A 21,144-nucleotide genomic window follows, 5' to 3' on the forward strand; every position below is an offset into this window, starting at 1 on the left:
ACATTAGCGGCGAGCCGCCCGGCCGCGCCACGGGTTTTCACCCGTACGGCGGAACGCCGCGGCCTCGCGCCGCCAGGGGGCGCGCGGCGCGCCGGGGGCCCGAACGAGCGGATGCAAAAGTGTCCGACAGGTACCTGACGGGCGAATCGGGAGTTCCGGGAGACATGAGCGACGAGCCGCGAGACGGGCAGCCCTCCCCCGGCGGCACCCCACCGCCCGCGCAGGGCACATCCGCCGAGGGCGCGCCGGGCGAAGACGCATCGGGCGAGGCTGCACCGGGCGAGGGCGCACGGGGCAAGGGGGCGAAGAAGAAGCGCCCCAGGCGCACCGGCTGGCGCCGCGCCGTCCCGACCTGGCGGATGGTCCTCGGCGCCTTCCTGCTGCTCTGCCTGCTCCTGGGCGGCGCGTTCCTCGCCGGATACCTGATCGTCGACATCCCGCCCGCCAACGCCGCCGCGACCGCCCAGACCAACGTCTACCTGTACGCCGACGGTCGGCAGCTGGCCCGCGACGGCGACGTCAACCGCGAGAACGTCCCGCTGTCGAAGATCCCGCCGACCGTGCGGGAGGCGGTGCTCGCCGCCGAGGACCGCGACTTCTACTCCGAATCCGCGGTCGACCCGCAGGCGATGCTCCGCGCCGCCTGGAACACCGTCACCGGCAAGGGCAGACAGTCCGGTTCCACGATCACCCAGCAGTACGTGAAGAACTACTACCTCAACCAGGACCAGACGATCGGCCGCAAGACCAAGGAGTTCTTCATCGCGATCAAGCTGGGGCGCGAGGTCGGCAAGGACGACATCCTGCAGGGCTACCTCAACACCAGCTACTTCGGCCGCGGCGCCTACGGCATCTCCGCCGCCTCGCACGCGTACTACGGCAAGAAGACCGAGGACCTGACCACCGCCGAAGGCGCGTACCTCGCGACGCTCCTCAACTCCCCCAGCGCCTACGACGTGACCGCGCACCCCGAGAACAAGCCGCGGGCCGTGGCCCGCTGGAACTACGTGCTCGACGGCATGGTCAAGGAGGAGTGGCTGAGCCCCGCCGAGCGCACCCGCATGGCCTTCCCCGACCCGCTGAACAACGGCGGCGCGCCCACCGGGCTCTCCGGCCAGCGCGGCTACCTCGTCAACGCCGTCAAGGACTACATCCTCGCGAACGAGATCCTCGACGAGGACGAGCTGAACACCGGCGGCTACCGCATCACCACCACCATCGACCGCGCCCAGCAGAACGCGTTCGTCAAGGCCGTCGACGAGCAGCTGATGTCCGGGATCGACAAGGACGCCCGGAGGATCGACCGGAACGTGCGGGCCGGCGGCGCGGCCATCGATCCGAGCAGCGGGCGGGTCACGGCACTGTACGGCGGGATCGACTACGTCAAGCAGTACACCAACAACGCCACCCGGCGTGACTTCCAGCCCGGATCGACCTTCAAGGCCTTCGTCGTCGCCTCCGCCTTCGACCACGAGTCGACCACCCAGGACGGCCGGCCGATCACCCCCAACACCGTCTACGACGGCACCAGCGCGCGGCCGGTCACCGGCTGGAGCGGGGAACGGTTCGCGCCGGAGAACGAGGACCAGGTCAGCTACGGCAACATCACCGTGCGCACCGCAGCCGAGAGATCCGTCAACTCGGTGTTCGCACAGATGGCGGTCGACATCGGCTCGGACAAGGTGATGGACACCGCCATCGCCCTCGGCATCCCCGAGACCACGCCCGGCCTCGGTCCGTACCCCTCGATCTCGCTCGGCACCCCGACCGCGAGCGTCCTCGACGTCGCCCAGGCCTATGCGACGCTCGCCAACCACGGACGCCGGGGCACGTACGCGCTCATCGACAAGATCGAGAAGGGCGGTCGGGAGATCGCCCTGCCCTCGCACGACAGCGTGCAGATGATCTCCCGCACCTCCGCCGACACCACCACCGCCGTGCTACGGGACGTCGTCGAACACGGCACCGGCACCGCGGCCCTCGCCGTCGGCCGTCCCGCCGCGGGCAAGACCGGCACGGCGGAGGAGGACAAGGCGGCCTGGTTCGCGGGCTACACCCCCGAACTCGTCACCGTCGTCGCGGTGATGGGCCAGGACCCGGAGACCGCCGCGCACACACCGCTCTACGGGGCGCTCGGGCAGCCGCGGATCAACGGCGGGGCGTATCCGGCGCGGATCTGGGCCCAGTTCACGCGTACGGCGCTGGAGGGCAGGCCCGTACGCGAATTCGACCTGAAGATCCCGCCGGCCTTCGAGGAACCCCCGCCGCTGCCGGACCTTCCGCCGTCGGACGCCCGGACGGAGGGGCAGACGGAGGGGCAGGCCGTCCAAGGACAGAACCAGGGGCAGACGGAAGGCGGGACGGCCGGGCAGAACGAGGGGCAGACCGCGGGGCAAACGGCGGGCGCCGACGCGGGCCGGACGCAGGGCGCTGACGCGGGACCGACCGCGGGGCAAACGGCGGGCGCCGACGCGGGGCAGACCCAGGGCACGGACCTGGGACAGACCCAGGGGCAGACGCAAGGCCGGACGCAGGGCGCGGATCAGGGGCAGACGTCCGGGGGCGGCGGGGGCGGCGGCCTGTTCGCCGGGCCGGACGGGGGTGCGGGCGGCGGGGAGAACGGCGGTACGGGGGCGGTGTAGCCGGACGGGACGGCGCCCCCTGTCACCCACCCCTGTCACCCACCCCCGTCACCCACACAGAGAGCCGGTGTTACAGGTAGAGGCCGGTCGAGTCCTCGGAGCCCTCGAAGCGGTCCGCGGCGACCGCGTGCAGATCGCGCTCGCGCATCAGGACGTACGCGATCCCGCGCACCTCGACCTCGGCGCGGTCCTCCGGGTCGAACAGGACGCGGTCGCCGGGCTCGACCGCGCGGACGTTCTGGCCGACGGCGACGACCTCCGCCCAGGCGAGCCGGCGGCCCACCGCGGCGGTCGCCGGGATCACGATGCCGCCGGTCGAACGCCGCTCGCCCTCGACCGTGTCCGTCCGCACCAGAACCCGGTCGTGCAGCATCCGGATCGGGAGCTTGTCGTGATGGGCACTGCGTTCGAAGTCTTTGGCACTCACGTCCCGCAACCTACCTGCCTCGGCCCCGGTCACCCGCCCCGGGGCCGGTCCGTCACGCGGTTCAGTGCTTACGGCGTCGCGAACCCAGGGCGAGCAGCCCCACGACGCCCACGACGAGCAGCGCCGCCGGCACCACCCGCTCCATCCGCGGCGCCCCGTCATCGTCCACGAACTGCGCCCGGACCTCGCCGACCGCCCGGTTCGCGCTCACGTACGCGCGGCCGAGGGTCTGGTCGACGCCCTCGGCGACGCGGGCCTTCGCCTCCCCGACGATCGTGCTCGGATGCATCCGCACACCGATCTCGTCCAGGGTTTCGGCCAGCTGAGTACGCCGGCGCTTGATATCCGCCTCGATCTCAGCGGGGGTCCTGCCATCCGACACCGCGCCGCCTCCGTTGGTTGATACGTGGTCGTGGGGAGACAGTCTGTCAGTTCCCACCGGCCACCACCTCACGGCGGCCCGGTTACGCTCGTGCCGTACCGATCGCGAACCGATCCCGACCCGCCCGAGGAGCCTGACCGATGAGCGAGCGCCTGCAGCCCGGCGACACCGCCCCCGCCTTCACCCTGCCCGACGCGGACGGCAACGAGATCTCCCTCGCCGCGCACAAGGGGCGCAAGGTCATCGTCTACTTCTACCCGGCGGCCCTCACCCCCGGCTGCACCAAGCAGGCCTGCGACTTCACGGACAACCTGGACGTGCTCGCCTCGGCCGGCTACGACGTCATCGGTGTCTCGCCGGACAAGCCGGAGAAGCTCGCGAAGTTCCGCGAGAAGGAGAACCTCAAGGTCACGCTGGTCGGCGACCCCTCCAAGGAGGTCCTCGAGGCCTACGGCGCCTTCGGTGAGAAGAAGCTCTACGGCAAGCTCGTCAAGGGCGTCATCCGCTCGACGATCGTGGTCGACGAGGAGGGCGAGGTGGAGCACGCCTTCTACAACGTGAAGGCCACGGGCCACGTCGCCAAGATCATGCGCGATCTGAAGGTCTGAGCGGCTCCACCACCGGGCTCACCGGGCCCGGCCATCACCTGGCTCACCAGACCCCGCCATCACCGGGCTTCCGGTTTCTCCAGCGAGTCGATCCACTGGAGCAGCCGGGCCCCCTGGCGGACCATGATCTCCGGGTCGCGCAGGGCGTTGGCAAGGAGTGACATGCCCTGGTAGCCGGAGACCAGGGCCACGGCGAGCTCGTCCGGTTCGGGCAGGCCCAGGGCGCGGAACTGGTGTCCGGCCCAGTCGAGCAGGCGCCGGATCACCGCGCCCGCCTCCGCGTCGAGGGTCCCGTCGGCGCGCTTGTCGAGTTCGACGGCCAGGGTGCCGGTGGGGCAGCCGTAGCGGGCCGCGGTCTCGCGCTGGTCGACCCACGCCTGGATCAGGGCCTTGAGACGCTCGCGCGGGTCGGGCAGCTGGTCCAGGCGGCCGGTCAGTTCATCCAGATGCGCGCTGTGCTCGCAGAGCGCGGCCTGGATCAGTTCGTCCTTGGTCTTGAAGTAGTAGTACACGTTCCCGACCGGAACGTCCGCGGCACGCGCGATATCCGCGAGGGTGGTCCGTTCGACGCCCTGTTCGTGCAGGACCCGGGCCGCCTGGGCCGTCAGCCTGCGCCGCTTGTCGGCCGCCGCCCGCACCCTGGGCTTCACCTTCTCTGAGTCAGTCACCCAACTCACTATAGACAACCTCCGACGGGGTCGTGCTACCTTGCGTCTCGCGAGTTAGTCAGCCAACTAACTAACTGCACTGCCAACCAACTGGCCCACCAGCTCACTCATGCGAGGGAAACCGCAATGATCGTCGTGACAGGCGCAACCGGAAACATCGGACAGACCCTCGTGCCCCTGCTGGCCGAAGCGGGCGAGGACGTCGTGGCCGTCTCACGACGCCCACGGCCCGAAGGGCTCCCCGCCGGAGTCCGGCACGCACAGGCCGACGTCGGGAACAGCGCGAGCATGCAGCCCGTACTCGAAGGCGCCGACGCCTTCTTCCTGCTCCTTGGCGGCGAACTCAACGGCCACGGCGAGAACCCGGACGCCCTGATCGGCACGGCCGTCGAAGCCGGGGTCAAGCGGATCGTCCTGCTCTCCTCCCAGATCAACTCCACCCGCCCCGAGGCCTTCTCCCACACCCGCCTGCGTGACTTCGAGACCGCGGTACGCACCTCGGGAGCGGACTTCACGATCCTGCGCCCGGGCGGCTTCGCCTCCAACGCCCTCGCCTGGGCCGGGCCGGTCCGCACCGAACGCAAGGTCTACGCCCCGTTCGGCGACGTGGCCCTGCCCGTCGTCGACCCGGCCGACATCGCCGCGGTCGCCGCGGCGGCACTGCACGAGGACGGTCACGCCGGCCGTACGTACGAACTCACCGGGCCGGAGGCCATCAGCCCGCGCCGGCAGACCGAAGCACTCTCCCGGGCCCTGGGCGAGGAGGTCACCTTCGTCGAACTCTCCCGCGAACAAGCCCACGCCCACATGGCCCAGTTCATGCCCGAGGAGGTCATCGACGGCACCCTGGACGTCCTCGGCATCCCCCTCCCGGCCGAACAGACCATCAGCCCCGACGTGGAGTCCGTCCTCCACCGCCCAGCCGTCCCCTTCGACGCCTGGGCCGCACGCAACCTGCCGGCGTTCCGGTAGAAACCTGCAGCTCCGGGCGTGCGGTCGTACACGCGCCCGCGCGTTCGGAGCAACGAAGGGCGGGCACACAAGTGACGCAAGGCGTTCCGCTTTTCGGGCATTACTGTCCGATATTCGGTTCGTTGATCCATACGAAGGGTGGGAGCGGAAGGCCGAACAAGGGGGGTGTTCATGGGTCGGCAGCGGTACACGCGGGAGTTGCTGGAGTCGGCGGCTCGGAACTCGAGGTCGTGGGATGAGGCGGTCCGATTCTGCGGAGCTGAGCCGACTCGGTACAGCAAGCGATACCTGAGCCGGAAGATGACCGAGGCGGGAATCGACGTCTCGCACTTCCGGCACAGTGCGCTGCGGCACACGGAGGAGGCGCTTCGGGCGGCAGTCTCGGATTCGCACAGCTTCAGGGACGTGGTGCGCCGCTTGGGCATCAACAACGTCGGCGGCAACCAGGCCCACATCAGCCGCAGGATCGCGGCCCTCGGAATCGACACCTCACACTTCGCACAGCCGAAGGCAGGCCCGAAGGGAGCGCGCGGCAATGTGCTGGCACTCCGTTCACCGGAGGAGGGGCGAATCCCGGGTGAACGGCTGCGCCGCGAGCTGCTCCGCGTCGGCGTCTCTGACCGCTGTGCGATGTGCGGGTGCACGGACTGGCAAGGCAACCCCGTACAGATGGAAGTCGATCACATCAACGGCGACTGGTGGGACAACCGGCCGGAGAATCTGCGCCTGCTATGCCCCAACTGTCACGCGGTGACGGATACCTACCGAGGCAGGAAACGGAGGTCGGCGCGAGCGGACCGATGCGGAGAAACCGAGCTCGCGCCTTGTTCCCCGAGGCAGAGCTCACTGAGGCGGTCGCCGCCTCACGCAGCCTGGCCGAACTCATGCGTCGGCTCGGGTATGGGGGATTCAACGGAACTGCGCGAGCCCGGGCGAAGCGCAGCATCGATGAGTACGGGCTGTCGACGGAGCACTTCACCGGGCAGGCACACCGCGCCGGAGCAAGCTCGGCAGACCGGAAGCCCGCTGACGAGATCCTGGTCCGCCAAGCGCCAGGCTCACAGCGCAGGCGCGCGCACCTGCTGCGCAGGGCACTGGACGAGGTCGGCCGGGTCAGGGAGTGCGCCGTGTGTGGGCTGGGCGAGAGGTATGGCAGGGCAGACGGCTGGTGCTGGAGATCGACCACATCAACGGGGACCGGTTGGACAACCGCCGCGAAAACTTGCGTTACCTGTGCCCGAACTGCCACGCACACACCAGCACCTGGTGCCGCGGCCGAACCCGCGCCCGGTAGCATGACCGCCGAGCGGCGGTGGCGCAGTGGCGACGCAGCAGACTTAGGATCTGTGGCCCGTGACAGGGCTTGAGGGTTCGAATCCCTTCCGCCGCACCGGCAGAAAGCAGACGAAGGGCGCACCCCAGGGGTGCGCCCTTCGTCGTACGCGGCCGGTCTCAGCCCAGCAGTTCCCGCACCACCGGTACCAGCGCCCGGAAGGCCTCGCCGCGGTGGGAGATCGCGTTCTTCTCGGCCGGGGTCAGTTCCGCGCAGGTCCGGGTCTCGTTGTCCGGCTGGAGGATCGGGTCGTAGCCGAAGCCGCCGGTGCCGGAGGGTTCGTGGCGCAGGGTGCCGCGGAGTCGGCCCTCGACGACGCGTTCCGTGCCGTCGGGGAGGGCGAGGGCCGCGGCGCAGGCGAAGTGGGCCGTGCGGTGCGGGGGTTCGATGTCGGCGAGCTGGGCGAGGAGCAGGTCGAGGTTGGCCTTGTCGTCGCCGTGCCGGCCGGCCCAGCGGGCGGAGAAGATGCCGGGGGCGCCGCCGAGTACGTCCACGCAGAGGCCGGAGTCGTCGGCGACGGCGGGCAGGCCGGTGGCCCGGGCGAGGGCGTGCGCCTTGAGGAGGGCGTTCTCGGCGAAGGTGACGCCGGTTTCCTTGACGTCCGGGACCTCGGGGAAGGCCTCGGCTCCGACGAGTTCGTGGGTGAGTCCGGCTTCGGCGAGGATCGCGTGCAGTTCGGCGATCTTTCCGGTGTTGCGGGTGGCGAGGATGAGGCGGGTCATGGGCCCGATTATGGCCCCCGGGCCGGTTACGCCCCGGGCCGGTTACGCCCCGGGCCGGTTGGTGATCTGCCGCCCCCGCGCGGGTGGACCTGGGCGCGGGTGCGGGACTCGGCACGGACCTGGGCGCGGGTGCGGGGTCGGCAGGCAGGAGCCTGGGCGCGGGTTCGGGAGTCGGCATCGGTTGCGGTGGCGGCTCCCGGCCGCGCCCAGGGTGGGCCGGGAGGGTTACGGCTGGCAGGTCTTGGTGAGTTCGCCCGTCGCGTCGAGGACCGGGGTGACGTCGGGGGTCGGGTCCCCGTTCTCGATGGACTCGCGGACGTTGTCCACCGCGGTCCGGATGTCGCCGGCGGCCTTGCCGACGTCCGCGTTGTCACTGCGGTCGGCGAGCTCGTCGAGGTTCTTCTCGATGTCGTCGAGGGCCTGCTGGGCCGCGGCGGGGTCCTCGCCCGCGTTCTGGACGGCCTGCTGCAGGTCGGAGGCGCTCTCGGCGATGAGGGTCGCGGTCCGGGCGCAGTCGAGGGCCTTCTCGACTGCGCTGCAGCCGATGACGAGCGGCGCGATCAGCGCGGCGCCGGCCGCGGCGAGAGCTATCCGGCGGTACTGCGGGTGGCGCGGGGCCATGGAACGGTTCCTCCCCTTGTGGCGGACGGGCGCACAGCGGTTCGCAGTGCGCCCGTATCCGTATGAACGCGGGTTGTGCCGTGGACGGTTGCGTCGCGCGCAGGCTTCAGTTCGCGTCCTGTTCGAGGACCTTGCGCTGGAGTGCGGCGAGCTCGTCGCAGCCGCCGACGGCGAGGTCGAGCAGGGCGTTGAGTTCCTCGCGGGCGAAGGGCTCGGCCTCGGCGGTGCCCTGGACCTCGATGAAGCGGCCGTCGCCGGTGCAGACGACGTTCATGTCGGTCTCGGCGCGTACGTCTTCCTCGTAGCAGAGGTCGAGCAGCGGGGTGCCGTCGACGATGCCGACGGAGACGGCGGCGACGGTGCCGGTGAGCGGCTTGCGGCCGGCCTTGATGAGCTTCTTGCCCTGGGCCCAGGTGACGGCGTCGGCGAGGGCCACGTAGGCACCGGTGATGGCGGCGGTGCGGGTGCCGCCGTCGGCCTGGAGGACATCGCAGTCGAGGACGATGGTGTTCTCGCCGAGCGCCTTGTAGTCGACGACGGCGCGCAGGGAGCGGCCGATCAGGCGGGAGATCTCGTGGGTGCGGCCGCCGATCTTCCCGCGTACGGATTCGCGGTCGCCGCGGGTGTTGGTGGAGCGGGGCAGCATCGAGTACTCGGCGGTGACCCAGCCTTCACCGCTGCCCTTGCGCCAGCGCGGGACGCCTTCGGTGACGGAGGCGGTGCAGAAGACTTTGGTGTCGCCGAAGGAGACGAGGACGGAGCCTTCGGCGTGCTTGCTCCATCCGCGTTCGATGGTGACGGGGCGGAGGGATTCGGCGGTTCGGCCGTCGATACGAGACATACGGGTGAGCCTATCGGTCACCCCCTGCCCCTCCGGTCGCCCCGGCATCGGCGTACGAAGGAGCCCCGCCCCCGGACGCAGCCGGGAGGCGGGGCTCCTTCGTGAGCGGAGTCGCTCACATCATGTCTTCGATCTCCGCCGCGATCGGGTCGGCGTCCGTGCCGATGACGACCTGGACGGCGGTGCCCATCTTCACCACTCCGTGGGCGCCCGCGGCCTTGAGGGCTGCCTCGTCGACGAGCGCGGCGTCGGAGACCTCGGTGCGCAGTCGCGTGATGCAGCCTTCGACCTCTTCGATGTTGTCGATACCGCCGAGGCCGGCAACGATCTTCTCAGCCTTCGTGGCCATGTCTTTCTCCCTGATCCTCATCCGCGCTTCTGCAAGCGACGGCCGACCCACGCTGGTCCGCTTTGTCACGGTAACGCACGGTTGGCCCATCTTCGCGGGCGGTCATCTGCGGTGTACCGAAAGATGGCGATCATCGGCGTACGTGCGGATGGCGCGCGGGCACCGACACCGCCCCTGGGTGGTCTACACCAATCTACAACGGCCGCCCCGTCCGGCCTATTCCGGGAGGACTCCCATGAGTTCAGACGCCTCGGCCGCATCCGGGCCGAGTCTCTGGAGCAATTTCTTCCAGGGACTGCAGAAGATGGGCCGCAGTCTCCAGCTCCCCATCGCGGTCCTCCCCGCCGCCGGTATCGTCAACCGGCTCGGCCAGCCGGACGTCTTCGGCGACGACGGTCTCGGCTGGACGAACGTGGCCAAGGTCTTCGCGGGCGCGGGCGGCGCACTGCTGGACGCCGACCTGGGACTGCCGCTCCTGTTCTGCATCGGCGTCGCGATCGGCATGGCGAAGAAGGCGGACGGTTCGACGGCGCTCGCGGCGGTGGCGGGCTTCCTCGTCTACCGGGCGGTGCTGCACCAGTTCCCGGTGGACTGCCCGGACGGCCAGGCCCTGGCGGGCAACCAGTGCGTCGACTACGCAGGCGAGGCCGCCGCCAACGCCACGTACCAGAATCCGGGCGTCTTCGGCGGCATCATCATGGGCCTGCTGGCCTCGTGGTTCTGGATGCGCTTCCACCGTACGAAGTTGGTCTCCTGGCTGGGCTTCTTCAACGGCCGCCGGCTCGTCCCGATCATCATGGCCTTCGTCGGCATCGTCTTCGCCGCGCTGTGCCTGTGGGTGTGGCCGCCCGTCGGTGACGGCCTGGAGAGCTTCTCGGACTGGCTGGAGGGTCTCGGCGCCTGGGGTTCGGGCATCTTCGGCATCGCGAACCGCGCACTCCTGGTGATCGGCCTGCACCAGTTCCTGAACGTGCCGCTGTGGTTCCAGTTCGGCTCGTACGAGAAGCCCAACGGCGACGTCGTGCACGGCGACATCAACATGTTCCTCAGCGGTGACCCGAGCGCGGGCATCTACCTGACGGGCTTCTTCCCGATCATGATGTTCGCGCTGCCCGCGGCCTGCCTCGCGATGTACCACTGCGCGCGCCCTGAACGCCGCAAGGCGGTCGGCGGCATGATGGTCTCGCTGGCCCTGACCTCGTTCGTCACGGGCATCACCGAGCCGATCGAGTACTCCTTCGTCTTCATCGCCCCGGCCCTGTACGTGGTGCACGCGCTGCTGACCGGTGTCTCGATGGCGGTCTCGTGGGCGCTCGGCGCGAAGGACGGCTTCAGCTTCTCGGCGGGGCTGATCGACTACATCATCAACTGGAACCTCGCCACGAAACCCTGGCTGCTCATCCTGATCGGGCTCGGATTCGCGGTCGTCTACTACGTGGTCTTCCGCTTCGCGATCACGAAGTTCGACATCCCGACACCGGGGCGGGAGCCCGTGGAGGTGGCGGAGGAACTGGAGCAGGACAACATCAAGGCGTAGAGATCCCGGCAGAACCTGCCGGAGCAGTCGAAAGGCCCCTGAATCCCTTGGGTTCGGGGGCCTTTTGCCATGCCTGTCCGCTTGTGTCCCAGGCCACTGGAATCCGAGGTTCCTTATCCGCTCTTCACCATGCTACAACTGGTCTACACCACTAACTGGTGTAGACCACGCGGCCGTCCGGACCGCGTCCCTTGAGCGACGTCGCCACCCCCGCTTCCTGCCCCGGCGGCGTCATGCCCACTGGAGGAAACTGTGTCCACGGCTGCCGCACCAGCGGCTGACAAGAAGAAGGGCGCCGGCGCGATGGCGGTCCTGCAGCGCATCGGCCGCAGCCTGATGCTGCCGGTCGCGGTTCTGCCGGCCGCCGCCCTACTGCTCCGTTTCGGTCAGGCCGACATGCTCGGCGCGGACGGGCTCGGCTGGAACAAGCTCGCGAGCTACATGGCAGCCGGTGGCGGCGCACTGCTCGACAACATGCCGCTGCTCTTCGCCGTCGGTATCGCGATCGGATTCGCCAAGAAGTCGGACGGCTCCACGGCCCTCGCGGCCGTCGCCGGATACCTCGTCTTCCAGAAGGTGCTCGCCACCTTCACCGACGGCAACCTTCCGAAGGTCGCCGCGGTCGTCGACGGCAAGATCGTCATGAACGAGGCGCCGGTCAACGCCGGTGTGCTCGGCGGTGTCGTCATGGGCATCGTCGTCGCGCTGCTGTACCAGAAGTTCTACCGGACCAAGCTGCCGGACTGGGCAGGCTTCTTCGGCGGCCGCCGTCTCGTCCCGATCCTGTCCGCCTTCGCGGGCCTGGTCATCGGCATCGTCTTCGGCCTCATCTGGCCGGTTCTCGGCACGGGCCTGCACAACTTCGGCGAGTGGCTGGTCGGCTCCGGTTCGGTCGGCGCCGGAATCTTCGGTGTCGCCAACCGTGCGCTGATCCCGATCGGCATGCACCACCTCCTGAACTCCTTCCCGTGGTTCCAGGCCGGCAGCTTCGAGGTCGACGGCGCCACGTACAGCGGTGACATCGCCCGCTTCCTGCACGGCGACCCGACCGCGGGTCAGTTCATGACCGGCTTCTTCCCGATCATGATGTTCGCCCTCCCCGCGGCCTGCCTCGCGATCACCCACGCCGCTCGTCCCGAGCGCCGCAAGGTCGTCGGCGGCATGATGTTCTCGCTCGCGCTCACCGCGTTCGTCACCGGTGTCACCGAGCCGATCGAGTTCACCTTCATGTTCATCGCGCCGGTCCTGTACGCGATCCACGCGGTCCTCACCGGTGTCTCGATGGCGCTCACCTGGGCCCTCGGCATGAGGGACGGTTTCGGCTTCTCGGCCGGAGCGGTCGACTACTTCCTCAACCTGGGCATCGCGAGCAACCCGTGGGGGCTGGCCGGAATCGGACTCTGCTTCGCAGTGGTCTACTACTTCATCTTCCGGTTCGCGATCACGAAGTTCAACATCCCGACCCCGGGCCGTGAGTCCGACGAGGAGCTCGCCGAACTGCTCAAGGCCGAGGCCAAGTAGCCGGACCCGCACCGCACCCGATCGAGCGCGAAGCCCCCGCCGTTGCCACCAACGGCGGGGGCTTCGCACGTGTTCAGACGCTACGTCCGACCGCCTGGCCCGATGGCGGTCAGCGGCCGCGACTTCCCCGCGGACGAACGCCAGGACCACGGATCCCGGCACCCGTATCTCCCGTTGACCCCCAGCACCCATACCTCTCGTCGAGGCCCCCATAGCATCGGCGCGGGGTTCCCTCTCGGCATCGACACGCGCGTGATCAATCACGGCTTCCCAGCTTGATCAACAAGCCTCCGGATCGTAATTTTCTCGTAGGTCATATCTGGCCTAGACCAATTTTGAGATTCGACAACCAGGAGGGGAACCATGAGTCTGTCGACTCTGCGCGCCATGCAGTTCACTGCTCTCACCGATGAAGAGGCCGCCACGGTCTCCGGTGAAGGAAAGAAGCCTTCGCGCGCCCAGTGTGCCGCCATTTACGCCCAGTCCTTCAACCCGATGCCGTGCGGTGGCTCACCGACCGACTATTACAAGCTGTGGAAGAGCCTCCGCTGCGACAAGCTCTACGGCCGCCCCTGACACAGGAGCGGGTGCCCGCCCTCCAGCCGGGGGGCGGGCACCCCTCTCCAGGGGCAGGGCACGGGTTACGCGCGGGGGAGAATCGCAGTGAAGTGGCAGAAGTACCACAAGCATCAGGCCGGGGAGAGCGACTGCGGACCGGCCTGCGTGCACACGGTCCTACGTCGGCACGGCATGCTCGTCGACACAGCGATCCTGCGCGAGTCGATCGGTCTGGGCGAGCACGGCTCCACCCTGCTCAGCCTGCGTGACACCCTGGCCGCATACGGGATCGACTCGGAGATGCTCCGGCTGAACACCATCGAGCTGGCCGAGGCCGTGCGCGTCGCCGGGCCGGCGCTGATCCTCCTGGAGGACGAGGGGTACCGGCACTTCGTCGTCGTGCACGAGGCGACCGAGCAGGGTTCGTTCCTGGTCAGCGACCCGCTGTTCCACCGCGTCCAGGAAGTCGACGCCCCTGACCTGGCACTCACCTTCCGAGGGGAGGCCCTGGTCACCGACCGCCCAGTCGGCGGGCTCACGCTCGGCGCACGCATCCGCCATCTGCGCGGCGGGCACGGCCTGCTGCGCGAGGCCATACGTGACCACCGCCGTCAGCTCATCCTCATCCTGCTGGCCACCGCGGTGGTCTCCCTGCTCGCGCTCGCTGTGAGCCTGTTCGTCCAGGTCTCGGTGGACCGCTTCATGGGCGGCGGGTCCGCCGGCTCCCTGGCGGTGCTGTCCGCCGCGTTCATCGCCGTCGCACTGGCCGCTTCCGGGCTCCAGTACGTCCGCGGCCGGATGATCGTCACCCTGGGCCAGGAACTGCAGAAGCAGTTGTCCACGCGGTATGCGAAACGGCTCCTGGAACTACCGCTCTCATTCTTTCGGACGCGAAGAACGGGCGACCTGGTGAGCCGCTTGGACGACGTGCAGGAGATACAGGCTCTTGTCACCACGACAACCATCGGCGCAGCAGTGGACGGATTCATCGTCGTCTCCGTCGGCGGATATCTTCTCCTGACCCAACCCCTTTTCTTCGCGCTGCTGATGCCGGCAGCAGCGGTCAATATTCTGAGCTCCTACACGCTCTTCCCGTCGATCAGAGAGGCCGCCGAAGAAGCGTTGCAAAGAGATGCAACACTCAAGTCGGAAGCCGTGAACGTCGTACAGGGGCACGCCGAGTTCGTTTCCTACGGGCGAAGAGACCTCGCCCTTGAGCGCATCAATTTTGCGCTCGGCCGGAGAGTTGAATCCGAAACGCGGCTCGGCCGGCTCGAAAACATCAATGCAGTCATCAAGCTGACGGCACAGGCCCTCTTCACGATCGCTCTCACGTGGTTCGGCCTGATGCGTGTGCGGTCCGGGGCGCTGACCATGGGCCAGCTCTTCGGCTGTCTGACGATGGCCGGATACTTCCTGAGCTCCATGGAGTCCATCGCCTCCCTGCAAGTCGTACTGCAGCGCACCTCCGCGGCCCTCGGCCGGTACCGGGACGTAGCCCTGCAACGGAGCGATCAACGGCTCGGCCTTCCGGCCACCGAGACCGAGTTGCCGGCACCGCGCTCCAGCCTTGTGGCACGGTCCCTGGAGCTCTTCCACCCCGCCACCGCCAAGACCGTTCTGAGCAGTCTGGACATCGACGTGGCGCACGGCCGGAGCCTGCTCGTCCGCGGTGGAAACGGATCGGGCAAGAGCACGCTGCTCAGAGCACTCGCCGGCCTGCACCCCGACTACCGAGGACGCATCGCCCTCGGTGAGGCAGAGGTGACCCGCATCCCCGAGGAATTCCTTCGACGGCACATCCTTTATGTGCCGGAAACACCTGTTCTGCTGAATTCCTCCCTGCGCCAGAACCTGACGTTCGGCACGAACCGGTCGGAGGAGGAAATCCGCAGCGCCTGTCACACCGCCTGCTTCCTGGAGATCATCGACGGCCTCCCTGCCGGTCTTGACACCCCCGTACGGGAGGACGGCTCCGGATGGTCCCGCGGCCAGATCCAACGGCTGTCACTGGCTCGGGCTGTCCTCCACGCGCCACGCGTGTTCCTCTTCGACGAGAGCTTCAGCGGTATCGACACCGAGACCCTGAGCGTCGTATGGGCCCGGCTCGGGTCGGTCGACGCGACGAAGGTCGTGGTCACTCACGGAGTGATACCCGGCGCCACCTTCGACTTCCATGTCCGACTCGGCTCACCCGAGACCTCCTCGACGGCAGAACGGGTACCGGCATGAACTTCGCCGAACTGCTTGATCAGGCCCCGCACATGGCCGATTCACCGCTGGTCGCCGGCCTTCGTCCGATCACCGTCGTGACCCCGGATCTCGCGGCCACCGAGGTCGCCGACGTCCACGCCGGGCGCGCCCCGCGCCCCGGCCCCGTGACCGTCGCCGTCCTCACGCACAACGAGGCCGAGCACATCGGCGCGTGCTTGGCCGCGCTCTCGCAGGACGCCGACCGCATCCTGCTGGTCGACGCGGAATCAACGGACGGCACAATCGAGCAGGCACGGCGTGTCCGGCCTGACCTCGAAGTGCTCAGCGCGCCATGGCGTGACGACTTCGCACACCAGCGAAACCTCGCCCTGTCGCAGGTACGCGAGGGATGGGTGGTCTTCGTCGACGCCGATGAGGTGCTGGCCGCCGAGGACGCGGGCCGCCTGCGCGACGCCCTGTGCGCACTGGACCAGTTGCTGCCGGCCGAGGACTTCTCCGTCTCGCCGCGCATCGTGGACGTGGACGGCACCGGATACTCGGACAACCGTCGAATCCTGCGTGCCGGCACCCGCTACCGCTACAGAGGCCGCATCCATGAGAAGCCCTACGACGAGGCCGGGTGCCCGCCTGCCCGCGTCTACCTGGACGTCCGGTTCAACCACTTCGGCTACACGCCGGAGGCGATGGAACGGAAGGCGAAGCGAAGGCGCAACCGCCGGCTGCTCGACCTGTGCCGCCAGGAGGAACCCGAGAACGCCACGTGGGTCTACTACCTGATCCGTGACACGACCGACTTCCGTACCACCGGCGCAGACCGCTTGCGCGCCCGCTTCGAGGAACTCCGGTCAGCCGTGGACCGCCCGCTGCCCGAGGACGCCCCCGCACGCCTGACCGAGCGCCATGTCGACGCGTGGGCACTGCTGTGTCAGCTCGCTCTCGGCTTCGGTGGCACGGCCGAGGTCAAGGAGTACGCCGAACGCCTGGACTCCGTCGGCCGGAAGGTCGACGCCGCCTACTTCACGACGCTCATGGAGTCGAGCCGGGTGCTCGGCCGGTTGTCGGACCTCGCCGATCGCATCGCGGAGGCCGGCGCCTGGGAGACACTCGACAACCGCCACCTGGTCGGCCGGTTGTACGAGGTCCAGGCGACGGTGGCGCTGGCGAGCGGCCGCTACGACCTGGTCCCGGACGCCTGTCGGGCCGCGCGGGAACGGGGAGCCGGGTCAGGCCTCGCGGAGGACCTGACCCGGCTCCGTGAACTCCTCGGCACGCTCGATGCGCCCCGGGTGCGTCAGAGCTCGTAGACCGCACGGGGGCGGGCCAGTTCCACCGGGCCGTCGAAGACCTCGCGGGCGTCCGCCAGGTTGATGCCCGCGTCGGTCCACGGCGGGATGTGGGTGAGGAGCATGCGGCCCACACCGGCGCGGGCGGCGCTCTCGCCGGCCTCGCGGCCGTTGAGGTGGAGGTCGGGGATGTCCTCCTTGCCGTGGACGAAAGAGGCCTCGCAGAGGTACAGATCGGCGCCGGCCGCCAGCTCGTCGAGCTGTGCGCAGGGGCCGGTGTCGCCCGAGTAGACGAGCGAGCGGCCCTGGTGCTCGATGCGGATCGCGTACGCCTCCACGGGGTGGGCGACTCGTTCCGTACGGACGGAGAAGGGGCCGATCTCGAAGGCGGCACCGGACTTGAGCGTCTGGAAGCCGAAGACCTCGCCCATCGCCGAGGCGGAGGGGCTGTCGCCGTATGCCGTGGTCAGGCGCTGTTCGGCGCCTTCGGGGGCGTGGACGGGGATGGCCTCGCAACGGCCGCCTTCGTGGCGGTAGTAGCGCGCGACGAAGTACGCGCACATGTCGATGCAGTGGTCGGGGTGCAGATGGCTGAGGAAGACGGCGTCGAGGTCGTAGAGACCGCAGTGGCGCTGCAGCTCGCCCAGGGCACCGTTGCCCATGTCGAGGAGCAGCCGGAAGCCGTCGGCCTCGACGAGATAGCTCGAGCAGGCCGAGTCCGCGGACGGAAACGACCCCGAGCAGCCGACGACGGTGAGTTTCATGGAGACGGGAACCTCCGTGCTGGCAGAACGCTGGGCAAGAGGACGTGACGGGGGTCGTGCGGTGCGTTGAGAGTAAGGCGCAAAAGCCCATGTCGCCCCGGCGTCATGGGCCGTTGTGGGGCAACTCACCCGCGCTGTCACCGGTTCGGATGGTTCCGGCCCGGGTGGGCGGCCGGCGGTTCGGGAGCTTCGGGCCCCGGCGCGCCGCCGGTGGTTCGGGGCTTCGGCCCCGGCGCGCCGCCGGGGGTGGGCGCCGGTAGATTCATGCCCATGGACACGTCGTGGTGGCTCGCGCTCGCCGCCGTCGTCGCGATCGCGCTGGTCGTGGCGGTGGTGGACGGGTATGCGCGGGCGCGGCGGCGGCCCGGTGCCGGGCGCAGGCCGCCCGCGCGGCCGCCTCGTGGGCGGGGCACCGGTCGGGGCCCCGGGCGAGTCACGGGACGTGGCACCGGGCGGAAGCCGCAGGCCGCGGAGATCTGGTGGGCCGAGGTGCCCTACGAGGACGGGCCCGGTTCGAAGGACCGGCCGTGTCTGGTGCTCGATGTGCACGGGCGGACGGCCGTCGTCGTGAAGATCACCAGCAAGTACCACGACGAGCGGGCCGGGGTGATCCCGTTGCCGCCCGGGGCGGTGGGCGATGCGCACGGGCGGCCGAGCTTCCTGGAGACGGACGAGCTGCGGGAGGTTCCCGTGTGGGCCTTCCGGCGGCGGGTGGGGGTGGTGGACCCGGCCCTGTGGGACCAGGTCCGTCACCTGCACGGCTGACGCTGCCGGGCGCCGGTTGACGGCAGGCGTGCGGGCGGGCCGCTTTGTCAGTGGGGGCCGATAGCCTTGAAAAGGGCTCGGCCCCCAGGGAGGGCGGGGACTGTCCAGGTCACCCCGGAGAGCCGCCGCTCACGCCCGGAGAGCCGCCGCCCCCGCTCACGCCCAGAGCTGCCCCTGCAGCGCCTCGATCGCCGCCTCCGTCGACTCGGCCGTGTAGATGCCGGTCGACAGGTACTTCCAGCCGCCGTCGGCGACGACGAAGGCGATGTCCGCCGTTTCGCCCGCCTTGACGGCCTTGCGGCCGACACCGATCGCCGCGTGCAGGGCCGCGCCCGTGGAGACACCCGCGAAGATGCCTTCCTGGCGGAGGAGTTCGCGGGTGCGGGTGACCGCGTCCGCGGAGCCGACGGAGAAACGGGTGGTGAGGACGGTCTCCTCGTACAGCTCGGGGATGAAGCCCTCGTCGAGGTTGCGCAGGCCGTAGACCAGGTCGTCGTAGCGCGGTTCGGCGGCGACGATCCTGACGTCCGGCTTGTTCTCGCGCAGGTAGCGGCCGACGCCCATCAGGGTGCCGGTGGTGCCCAGGCCCGCCACGAAGTGGGTGATCGAGGGCAGGTCGGCGAGGAGTTCGGGGCCGGTGGTGGCGTAGTGCGCGCCCGCGTTGTCCGGGTTGCCGTACTGGTAGAGCATCACCCAGTCCGGGTGCTCGGCGGCGAGCTCCTTGGCCACCCGTACGGCGGTGTTGGAGCCGCCCGCCGCGGGTGAGGAGATGATCTCCGCGCCCCACATGGCGAGCAGTTCACGGCGCTCGGACGAGGTGTTCTCGGGCATCACGCACACGATGCGGTAGCCCTTGAGCTTCGCCGCCATCGCGAGCGAGATGCCCGTGTTGCCGCTGGTCGGCTCCAGGATGGTGCAGCCGGGGGTGAGCCGGCCGTCCTTCTCGGCCTGCTCGATCATGTGCAGCGCCGGGCGGTCCTTGACGGAGCCGGTCGGGTTGCGGTCCTCGAGCTTCGCCCAGATCCGTACGTCCGCCGAGGGCGAGAGCCTCGGCAGACGTACGAGGGGGGTGTTGCCGACCGCGGCGAGCGGGGAGTCGTAGCGCATCTCGATCAGACCGAGCCACCGGCGACGGCCGGCAGGATCGTCACACTGTCGCCGTCGGCGAGCTTCGTGGAGATGCCGTCGAGGAAGCGGACATCCTCGTCGTTCAGGTACACGTTCACGAAGCGGCGCAGCCTGCCCTCGTCCACGATGCGGGCCTCGATGCCGGAGTGCCGGGATTCGAGGTCGCTGAAGAGCTCGGCGAGGGTTTCGCCGGCGCCGTGGACGGCCTTCTCGCCGTCGGTGTAGGTGCGGAGGATGGTCGGGATGCGGACCTCGATGGCCATGGCTGCGGCTCCTGTTTGTCTGAGGAAGGCGGGTGCGTCTCGCTCGGGGCGAGCGGGCGGGCGCGGGCGCGTGGGCGCTCTGCGCGATGGTGCGGTGGTACGCGGAGGAGTCGCCGTCCGGCCGGGACCGCGCCGTGGTGTGCGGCGGCTCGCGGACCTGTACGGCGGCAGGGGGTCAGCGTGGACAGATGGCGCTGTTCAGCCTGCACAGATCGACGTGAAGGCGCGCCACGAGCAGCATGCCCGGCGTCTTGTCACTCACGTCGTGTTGAACCATGCGGTCATCGTATCGATTCCCCTCCCGGGAATCGGAGTGTGATCTCATATTGTGGACGAAATCTGTCCAGTTTCTGGTCCTGGGCTGGTCAGAGGCTTCGCCGGCGGCCGGCTGAGTACGTCACCTTGGTGGCTGAGTATCCGTGCCCATCGCCCGCTGTCGGCGCGGAAGTGAGAATCGGCGCCATGAACCCCGCAACGCATTCCCGTCTGTACGGCCCCGCGCCCCGGCCGCGCACCCGGAACGCCCTCGTCCTCCTGCCGGCCGCTGCGGCCTGGGGGCTCGCAGGCGCCTCGGCCGCCTGGCTGCTGATCCACTTCGGCATGGCGGCGCTGTGGGGCCTGGCCGCGGGCGCGGACACCGGCGGGCTTGTCGCCCAGGTCCTGCTGAGCTTCCTCGGTGGTGCCGTGGTCCTGGGCGGAATCGCGTTCGCGCCCGGGGTGCGGCGGCTGTCCGTGGAGACACGGCTGCTCCTGACCGGTGTGGTCGCGTTTCCCGTGCCGACCGCGCTCGCGGCGATGACCTTGGTCAACGCGGGCTGAGCGACTGCGGCAGGGCGGCGCGCCCCGCAGTGAGCCGGTTACGCCCTGCCGGTGTGCCGGCTATGCCGCGACGACCTCGACCTCCTCCTCCGTGACCTCGCCCTCGACGATGCGGAACGAGCGGAACTGGAATTCCCCGCCGTCGGTGTCCGCCGTGGAGACCAGGACGTAGTGGGCGCCCGGTTCGTTCGCGTAGGAGATGTCCGTGCGGGACGGGTAGGCCTCGGTGGCGGTGTGGGAGTGGTAGATGATGACCGGCTCCTCGTCGCGGTCGTCCATCTCGCGGTACAGCTTGAGCAGGTCGCCGGAGTCGAACTCGTAGAACGTGGGCGAGCGCGCGGCGTTCAGCATCGGGATGAACCGCTCCGGGCGCCCGGAACCGGCCGGTCCCGCGACGACGCCGCAGGCCTCGTCGGGGTGGTCCTCGCGGGCGTGGGCGACGATCTGGTCGTACAACGACTGGGTCAGCGTCAGCATGCGGCCGAGCATAAGCAGGTGGGTGCCGGATCCGAGATCCCCGGCCCATCTGGTGAGACATGGTTTTGAGATGGCGAGGGATGCCGAAGGGCCCGCCCGCACCGGTGGGGGTGCGGGCGGGCCCTTGAGCAGGCGACCGGGAAGGTCGGGCCATCAGGCTCGGATCGGGCCTTCGGGCTCGGATCCATGCCATCGGGCTCGGATCCATACCATCAGGCTCGGATCCATACCATCAGGCTCGGATCCATAC

At 69.4% G+C, this 21,144-nt stretch carries 24 protein-coding genes, 1 tRNA gene and 1 pseudogene; 14 read left to right on the top strand and 12 right to left on the bottom strand.

The features are described 5' to 3' along the window. The first annotated feature begins 164 nt into the window (after nt 1-164). The gene (locus tag ACLF6P_RS20440) at nt 165-2,642 is read left to right on the top strand and encodes a transglycosylase domain-containing protein (protein WP_415952018.1); all 2,478 of its coding nucleotides are present in this window, start codon (nt 165-167) and stop codon (nt 2,640-2,642) included. 70 nt (nt 2,643-2,712) lie between these two features. Here the strand turns inward: ACLF6P_RS20440 and ACLF6P_RS20445 are convergent, their stop codons facing one another. Together ACLF6P_RS20445 and ACLF6P_RS20450 are read right to left on the bottom strand one after the other, a co-directional pair. Then, nucleotides 2,713-3,015, bottom strand: a complete 303-nt coding sequence (locus ACLF6P_RS20445; RefSeq protein WP_415952046.1) for a GroES family chaperonin — start codon at nt 3,013-3,015, stop codon at nt 2,713-2,715. A 115-nt stretch (nt 3,016-3,130) separates the two neighbouring features. Beyond that, on the bottom strand, nt 3,131-3,451 hold the full coding sequence (locus ACLF6P_RS20450; RefSeq protein ID WP_415952019.1) for a DUF3618 domain-containing protein: 321 nt from the start codon (nt 3,449-3,451) through the stop codon (nt 3,131-3,133). Nucleotides 3,452-3,591: 140 nt separating this feature from the next. Between ACLF6P_RS20450 and bcp the strand changes: the two genes are divergently transcribed. Continuing rightward, nucleotides 3,592-4,059 (top strand): thioredoxin-dependent thiol peroxidase, encoded by a 468-nt coding sequence (gene bcp / locus ACLF6P_RS20455; RefSeq protein ID WP_415952020.1) that lies wholly within the window; start codon nt 3,592-3,594, stop codon nt 4,057-4,059. 59 nt (nt 4,060-4,118) lie between these two features. Here bcp and ACLF6P_RS20460 read toward each other — a convergent pair whose 3' ends face one another. Next, nucleotides 4,119-4,727 (bottom strand): TetR/AcrR family transcriptional regulator, encoded by a 609-nt coding sequence (locus tag ACLF6P_RS20460; protein ID WP_415952021.1) that lies wholly within the window; start codon nt 4,725-4,727, stop codon nt 4,119-4,121. A 126-nt stretch (nt 4,728-4,853) separates the two neighbouring features. On the opposite strand from ACLF6P_RS20460, the gene ACLF6P_RS20465 reads away from it, so the two are divergent. The 4 genes and pseudogenes from ACLF6P_RS20465 (at nt 4,854) to ACLF6P_RS20475 (ending at nt 7,089) form a co-directional block, all read left to right on the top strand. Next, nucleotides 4,854-5,699, top strand: a complete 846-nt coding sequence (locus ACLF6P_RS20465) for an NAD(P)H-binding protein (protein WP_415952023.1) — start codon at nt 4,854-4,856, stop codon at nt 5,697-5,699. A gap of 669 nt (nt 5,700-6,368) precedes the next feature. Continuing rightward, a pseudogene (locus tag ACLF6P_RS30235) lies at nt 6,369-6,422 on the top strand (HNH endonuclease); the annotation flags it as partial. Between the two features lie 445 nt (nt 6,423-6,867). Further along, nucleotides 6,868-6,993, top strand: a complete 126-nt coding sequence (locus tag ACLF6P_RS20470; RefSeq protein WP_415952048.1) for an HNH endonuclease — start codon at nt 6,868-6,870, stop codon at nt 6,991-6,993. Nucleotides 6,994-7,005: 12 nt separating this feature from the next. Continuing rightward, nucleotides 7,006-7,089, top strand: a tRNA-Leu gene (locus ACLF6P_RS20475). 62 nt (nt 7,090-7,151) lie between these two features. Here the strand turns inward: ACLF6P_RS20475 and rdgB are convergent. The 4 genes from rdgB to ACLF6P_RS20495 all read right to left on the bottom strand — a co-directional run bounded on the left by rdgB (nt 7,152) and on the right by ACLF6P_RS20495 (nt 9,586). Next, nucleotides 7,152-7,754: an RdgB/HAM1 family non-canonical purine NTP pyrophosphatase gene (gene rdgB / locus ACLF6P_RS20480; protein ID WP_415952024.1), complete on the bottom strand. Its 603-nt coding sequence runs from the start codon at nt 7,752-7,754 to the stop codon at nt 7,152-7,154. Between the two features lie 225 nt (nt 7,755-7,979). Continuing rightward, a complete protein-coding gene (locus ACLF6P_RS20485; protein ID WP_415952025.1) occupies nt 7,980-8,375 on the bottom strand; it encodes a hypothetical protein in 396 nt (131 codons plus the stop codon). Nucleotides 8,376-8,481: 106 nt separating this feature from the next. After that, the gene (rph, locus tag ACLF6P_RS20490) at nt 8,482-9,216 is read right to left on the bottom strand and encodes a ribonuclease PH (RefSeq protein ID WP_415952026.1); all 735 of its coding nucleotides are present in this window, start codon (nt 9,214-9,216) and stop codon (nt 8,482-8,484) included. A 115-nt stretch (nt 9,217-9,331) separates the two neighbouring features. Next, entirely contained in the window at nt 9,332-9,586 is a 255-nt protein-coding gene (locus ACLF6P_RS20495) for a glucose PTS transporter subunit EIIB (RefSeq protein ID WP_415952028.1), read from the bottom strand. 214 nt (nt 9,587-9,800) lie between these two features. Between ACLF6P_RS20495 and ACLF6P_RS20500 the strand changes: the two genes are divergently transcribed. The 5 genes from ACLF6P_RS20500 (at nt 9,801) to ACLF6P_RS20520 (ending at nt 16,699) form a co-directional block, all read left to right on the top strand. Next, nucleotides 9,801-11,102 carry a PTS transporter subunit EIIC gene (locus tag ACLF6P_RS20500; RefSeq protein ID WP_415952030.1) on the top strand — a complete coding sequence of 434 codons (1,302 nt, stop codon included), beginning with the start codon at nt 9,801-9,803 and terminating at the stop codon, nt 11,100-11,102. A gap of 252 nt (nt 11,103-11,354) precedes the next feature. Then, nucleotides 11,355-12,623 carry a PTS transporter subunit EIIC gene (locus ACLF6P_RS20505; protein ID WP_415952031.1) on the top strand — a complete coding sequence of 423 codons (1,269 nt, stop codon included), beginning with the start codon at nt 11,355-11,357 and terminating at the stop codon, nt 12,621-12,623. 363 nt (nt 12,624-12,986) lie between these two features. Continuing rightward, entirely contained in the window at nt 12,987-13,199 is a 213-nt protein-coding gene (locus ACLF6P_RS20510) for a hypothetical protein (protein WP_415952032.1), read from the top strand. 87 nt (nt 13,200-13,286) lie between these two features. Further along, nucleotides 13,287-15,413 carry a peptidase domain-containing ABC transporter gene (locus ACLF6P_RS20515; RefSeq protein ID WP_415952033.1) on the top strand — a complete coding sequence of 709 codons (2,127 nt, stop codon included), beginning with the start codon at nt 13,287-13,289 and terminating at the stop codon, nt 15,411-15,413. Continuing rightward, complete coding sequence (locus ACLF6P_RS20520; RefSeq protein ID WP_415952034.1) at nt 15,410-16,699, top strand: glycosyltransferase; 1,290 nt, start codon at nt 15,410-15,412, stop codon at nt 16,697-16,699. Before ACLF6P_RS20515 ends, ACLF6P_RS20520 begins: the two co-directional genes overlap by 4 nt. Here ACLF6P_RS20520 and ACLF6P_RS20525 read toward each other — a convergent pair. After that, nucleotides 16,687-17,442: an MBL fold metallo-hydrolase gene (locus ACLF6P_RS20525; protein ID WP_415952035.1), complete on the bottom strand. Its 756-nt coding sequence runs from the start codon at nt 17,440-17,442 to the stop codon at nt 16,687-16,689. The genes ACLF6P_RS20520 and ACLF6P_RS20525 overlap by 13 nt on opposite strands. A gap of 270 nt (nt 17,443-17,712) precedes the next feature. Here ACLF6P_RS20525 and ACLF6P_RS20530 point away from each other — a divergent pair, with 270 nt between their 5' ends. After that, nucleotides 17,713-18,207, top strand: a complete 495-nt coding sequence (locus ACLF6P_RS20530) for a type II toxin-antitoxin system PemK/MazF family toxin (RefSeq protein ID WP_415952036.1) — start codon at nt 17,713-17,715, stop codon at nt 18,205-18,207. A gap of 156 nt (nt 18,208-18,363) precedes the next feature. Here the strand turns inward: ACLF6P_RS20530 and ACLF6P_RS20535 are convergent, their stop codons facing one another. Both ACLF6P_RS20535 and ACLF6P_RS20540 read right to left on the bottom strand, forming a co-directional pair. Next, entirely contained in the window at nt 18,364-19,314 is a 951-nt protein-coding gene (locus tag ACLF6P_RS20535) for a PLP-dependent cysteine synthase family protein (protein ID WP_415952037.1), read from the bottom strand. Between the two features lie 5 nt (nt 19,315-19,319). After that, on the bottom strand, nt 19,320-19,598 hold the full coding sequence (locus ACLF6P_RS20540; protein WP_415952038.1) for a MoaD/ThiS family protein: 279 nt from the start codon (nt 19,596-19,598) through the stop codon (nt 19,320-19,322). Nucleotides 19,599-19,630: 32 nt separating this feature from the next. Between ACLF6P_RS20540 and ACLF6P_RS20545 the strand changes: the two genes are divergently transcribed. Next, the gene (locus tag ACLF6P_RS20545; RefSeq protein WP_415952049.1) at nt 19,631-19,819 is read left to right on the top strand and encodes a hypothetical protein; all 189 of its coding nucleotides are present in this window, start codon (nt 19,631-19,633) and stop codon (nt 19,817-19,819) included. Here ACLF6P_RS20545 and ACLF6P_RS20550 read toward each other — a convergent pair. Further along, nucleotides 19,774-19,875 carry a putative leader peptide gene (locus ACLF6P_RS20550; protein WP_328707661.1) on the bottom strand — a complete coding sequence of 34 codons (102 nt, stop codon included), beginning with the start codon at nt 19,873-19,875 and terminating at the stop codon, nt 19,774-19,776. The two genes, ACLF6P_RS20545 and ACLF6P_RS20550, sit on opposite strands and share 46 nt — an antisense overlap. Nucleotides 19,876-20,060: 185 nt before the next feature. Here ACLF6P_RS20550 and ACLF6P_RS20555 point away from each other — a divergent pair, with 185 nt between their 5' ends. Then, complete coding sequence (locus tag ACLF6P_RS20555) at nt 20,061-20,417, top strand: hypothetical protein (protein WP_415952039.1); 357 nt, start codon at nt 20,061-20,063, stop codon at nt 20,415-20,417. Between the two features lie 60 nt (nt 20,418-20,477). Here the strand turns inward: ACLF6P_RS20555 and ACLF6P_RS20560 are convergent, their stop codons facing one another. Then, nucleotides 20,478-20,894, bottom strand: a complete 417-nt coding sequence (locus ACLF6P_RS20560; protein WP_415952040.1) for a M67 family metallopeptidase — start codon at nt 20,892-20,894, stop codon at nt 20,478-20,480. Nucleotides 20,895-21,144: the final 250 nt, after the last annotated feature.

Origin of the sequence: Streptomyces lothianensis, from assembly GCF_047779955.1 — a bacterium.
Classification (GTDB): Bacteria; Actinomycetota; Actinomycetes; order Streptomycetales; family Streptomycetaceae; genus Streptomyces.

Excerpts from the sequence above, each read along its gene's own strand:
- ACLF6P_RS20465 (WP_415952023.1), top strand. The coding sequence starts at position 4,854 with ATGATCGTCGTGACAGGCGCAACCGGAAACATCGGACAGACCCTCGTG.
- bcp (WP_415952020.1), top strand. The coding sequence starts at position 3,592 with ATGAGCGAGCGCCTGCAGCCCGGCGACACCGCCCCCGCCTTCACCCTG.
- ACLF6P_RS20530 (WP_415952036.1), top strand. The coding sequence starts at position 17,713 with ATGGACACGTCGTGGTGGCTCGCGCTCGCCGCCGTCGTCGCGATCGCG.
- ACLF6P_RS20520 (WP_415952034.1), top strand. The coding sequence starts at position 15,410 with ATGAACTTCGCCGAACTGCTTGATCAGGCCCCGCACATGGCCGATTCA.
- ACLF6P_RS20440 (WP_415952018.1), top strand. The coding sequence starts at position 165 with ATGAGCGACGAGCCGCGAGACGGGCAGCCCTCCCCCGGCGGCACCCCA.
- rph (WP_415952026.1), bottom strand. The coding sequence starts at position 9,216 with ATGTCTCGTATCGACGGCCGAACCGCCGAATCCCTCCGCCCCGTCACC.
- ACLF6P_RS20445 (WP_415952046.1), bottom strand. The coding sequence starts at position 3,015 with ATGCTGCACGACCGGGTTCTGGTGCGGACGGACACGGTCGAGGGCGAG.
- rdgB (WP_415952024.1), bottom strand. The coding sequence starts at position 7,754 with ATGACCCGCCTCATCCTCGCCACCCGCAACACCGGAAAGATCGCCGAA.
- ACLF6P_RS20485 (WP_415952025.1), bottom strand. The coding sequence starts at position 8,375 with ATGGCCCCGCGCCACCCGCAGTACCGCCGGATAGCTCTCGCCGCGGCC.
- ACLF6P_RS20550 (WP_328707661.1), bottom strand. The coding sequence starts at position 19,875 with ATGGTTCAACACGACGTGAGTGACAAGACGCCGGGCATGCTGCTCGTG.
- ACLF6P_RS20495 (WP_415952028.1), bottom strand. The coding sequence starts at position 9,586 with ATGAGGATCAGGGAGAAAGACATGGCCACGAAGGCTGAGAAGATCGTT.
- ACLF6P_RS20500 (WP_415952030.1), top strand. The coding sequence starts at position 9,801 with ATGAGTTCAGACGCCTCGGCCGCATCCGGGCCGAGTCTCTGGAGCAAT.
- ACLF6P_RS20555 (WP_415952039.1), top strand. The coding sequence starts at position 20,061 with ATGAACCCCGCAACGCATTCCCGTCTGTACGGCCCCGCGCCCCGGCCG.
- ACLF6P_RS20525 (WP_415952035.1), bottom strand. The coding sequence starts at position 17,442 with ATGAAACTCACCGTCGTCGGCTGCTCGGGGTCGTTTCCGTCCGCGGAC.
- ACLF6P_RS20535 (WP_415952037.1), bottom strand. The coding sequence starts at position 19,314 with ATGCGCTACGACTCCCCGCTCGCCGCGGTCGGCAACACCCCCCTCGTA.
- ACLF6P_RS20510 (WP_415952032.1), top strand. The coding sequence starts at position 12,987 with ATGAGTCTGTCGACTCTGCGCGCCATGCAGTTCACTGCTCTCACCGAT.
- ACLF6P_RS20560 (WP_415952040.1), bottom strand. The coding sequence starts at position 20,894 with ATGCTGACGCTGACCCAGTCGTTGTACGACCAGATCGTCGCCCACGCC.
- ACLF6P_RS20540 (WP_415952038.1), bottom strand. The coding sequence starts at position 19,598 with ATGGCCATCGAGGTCCGCATCCCGACCATCCTCCGCACCTACACCGAC.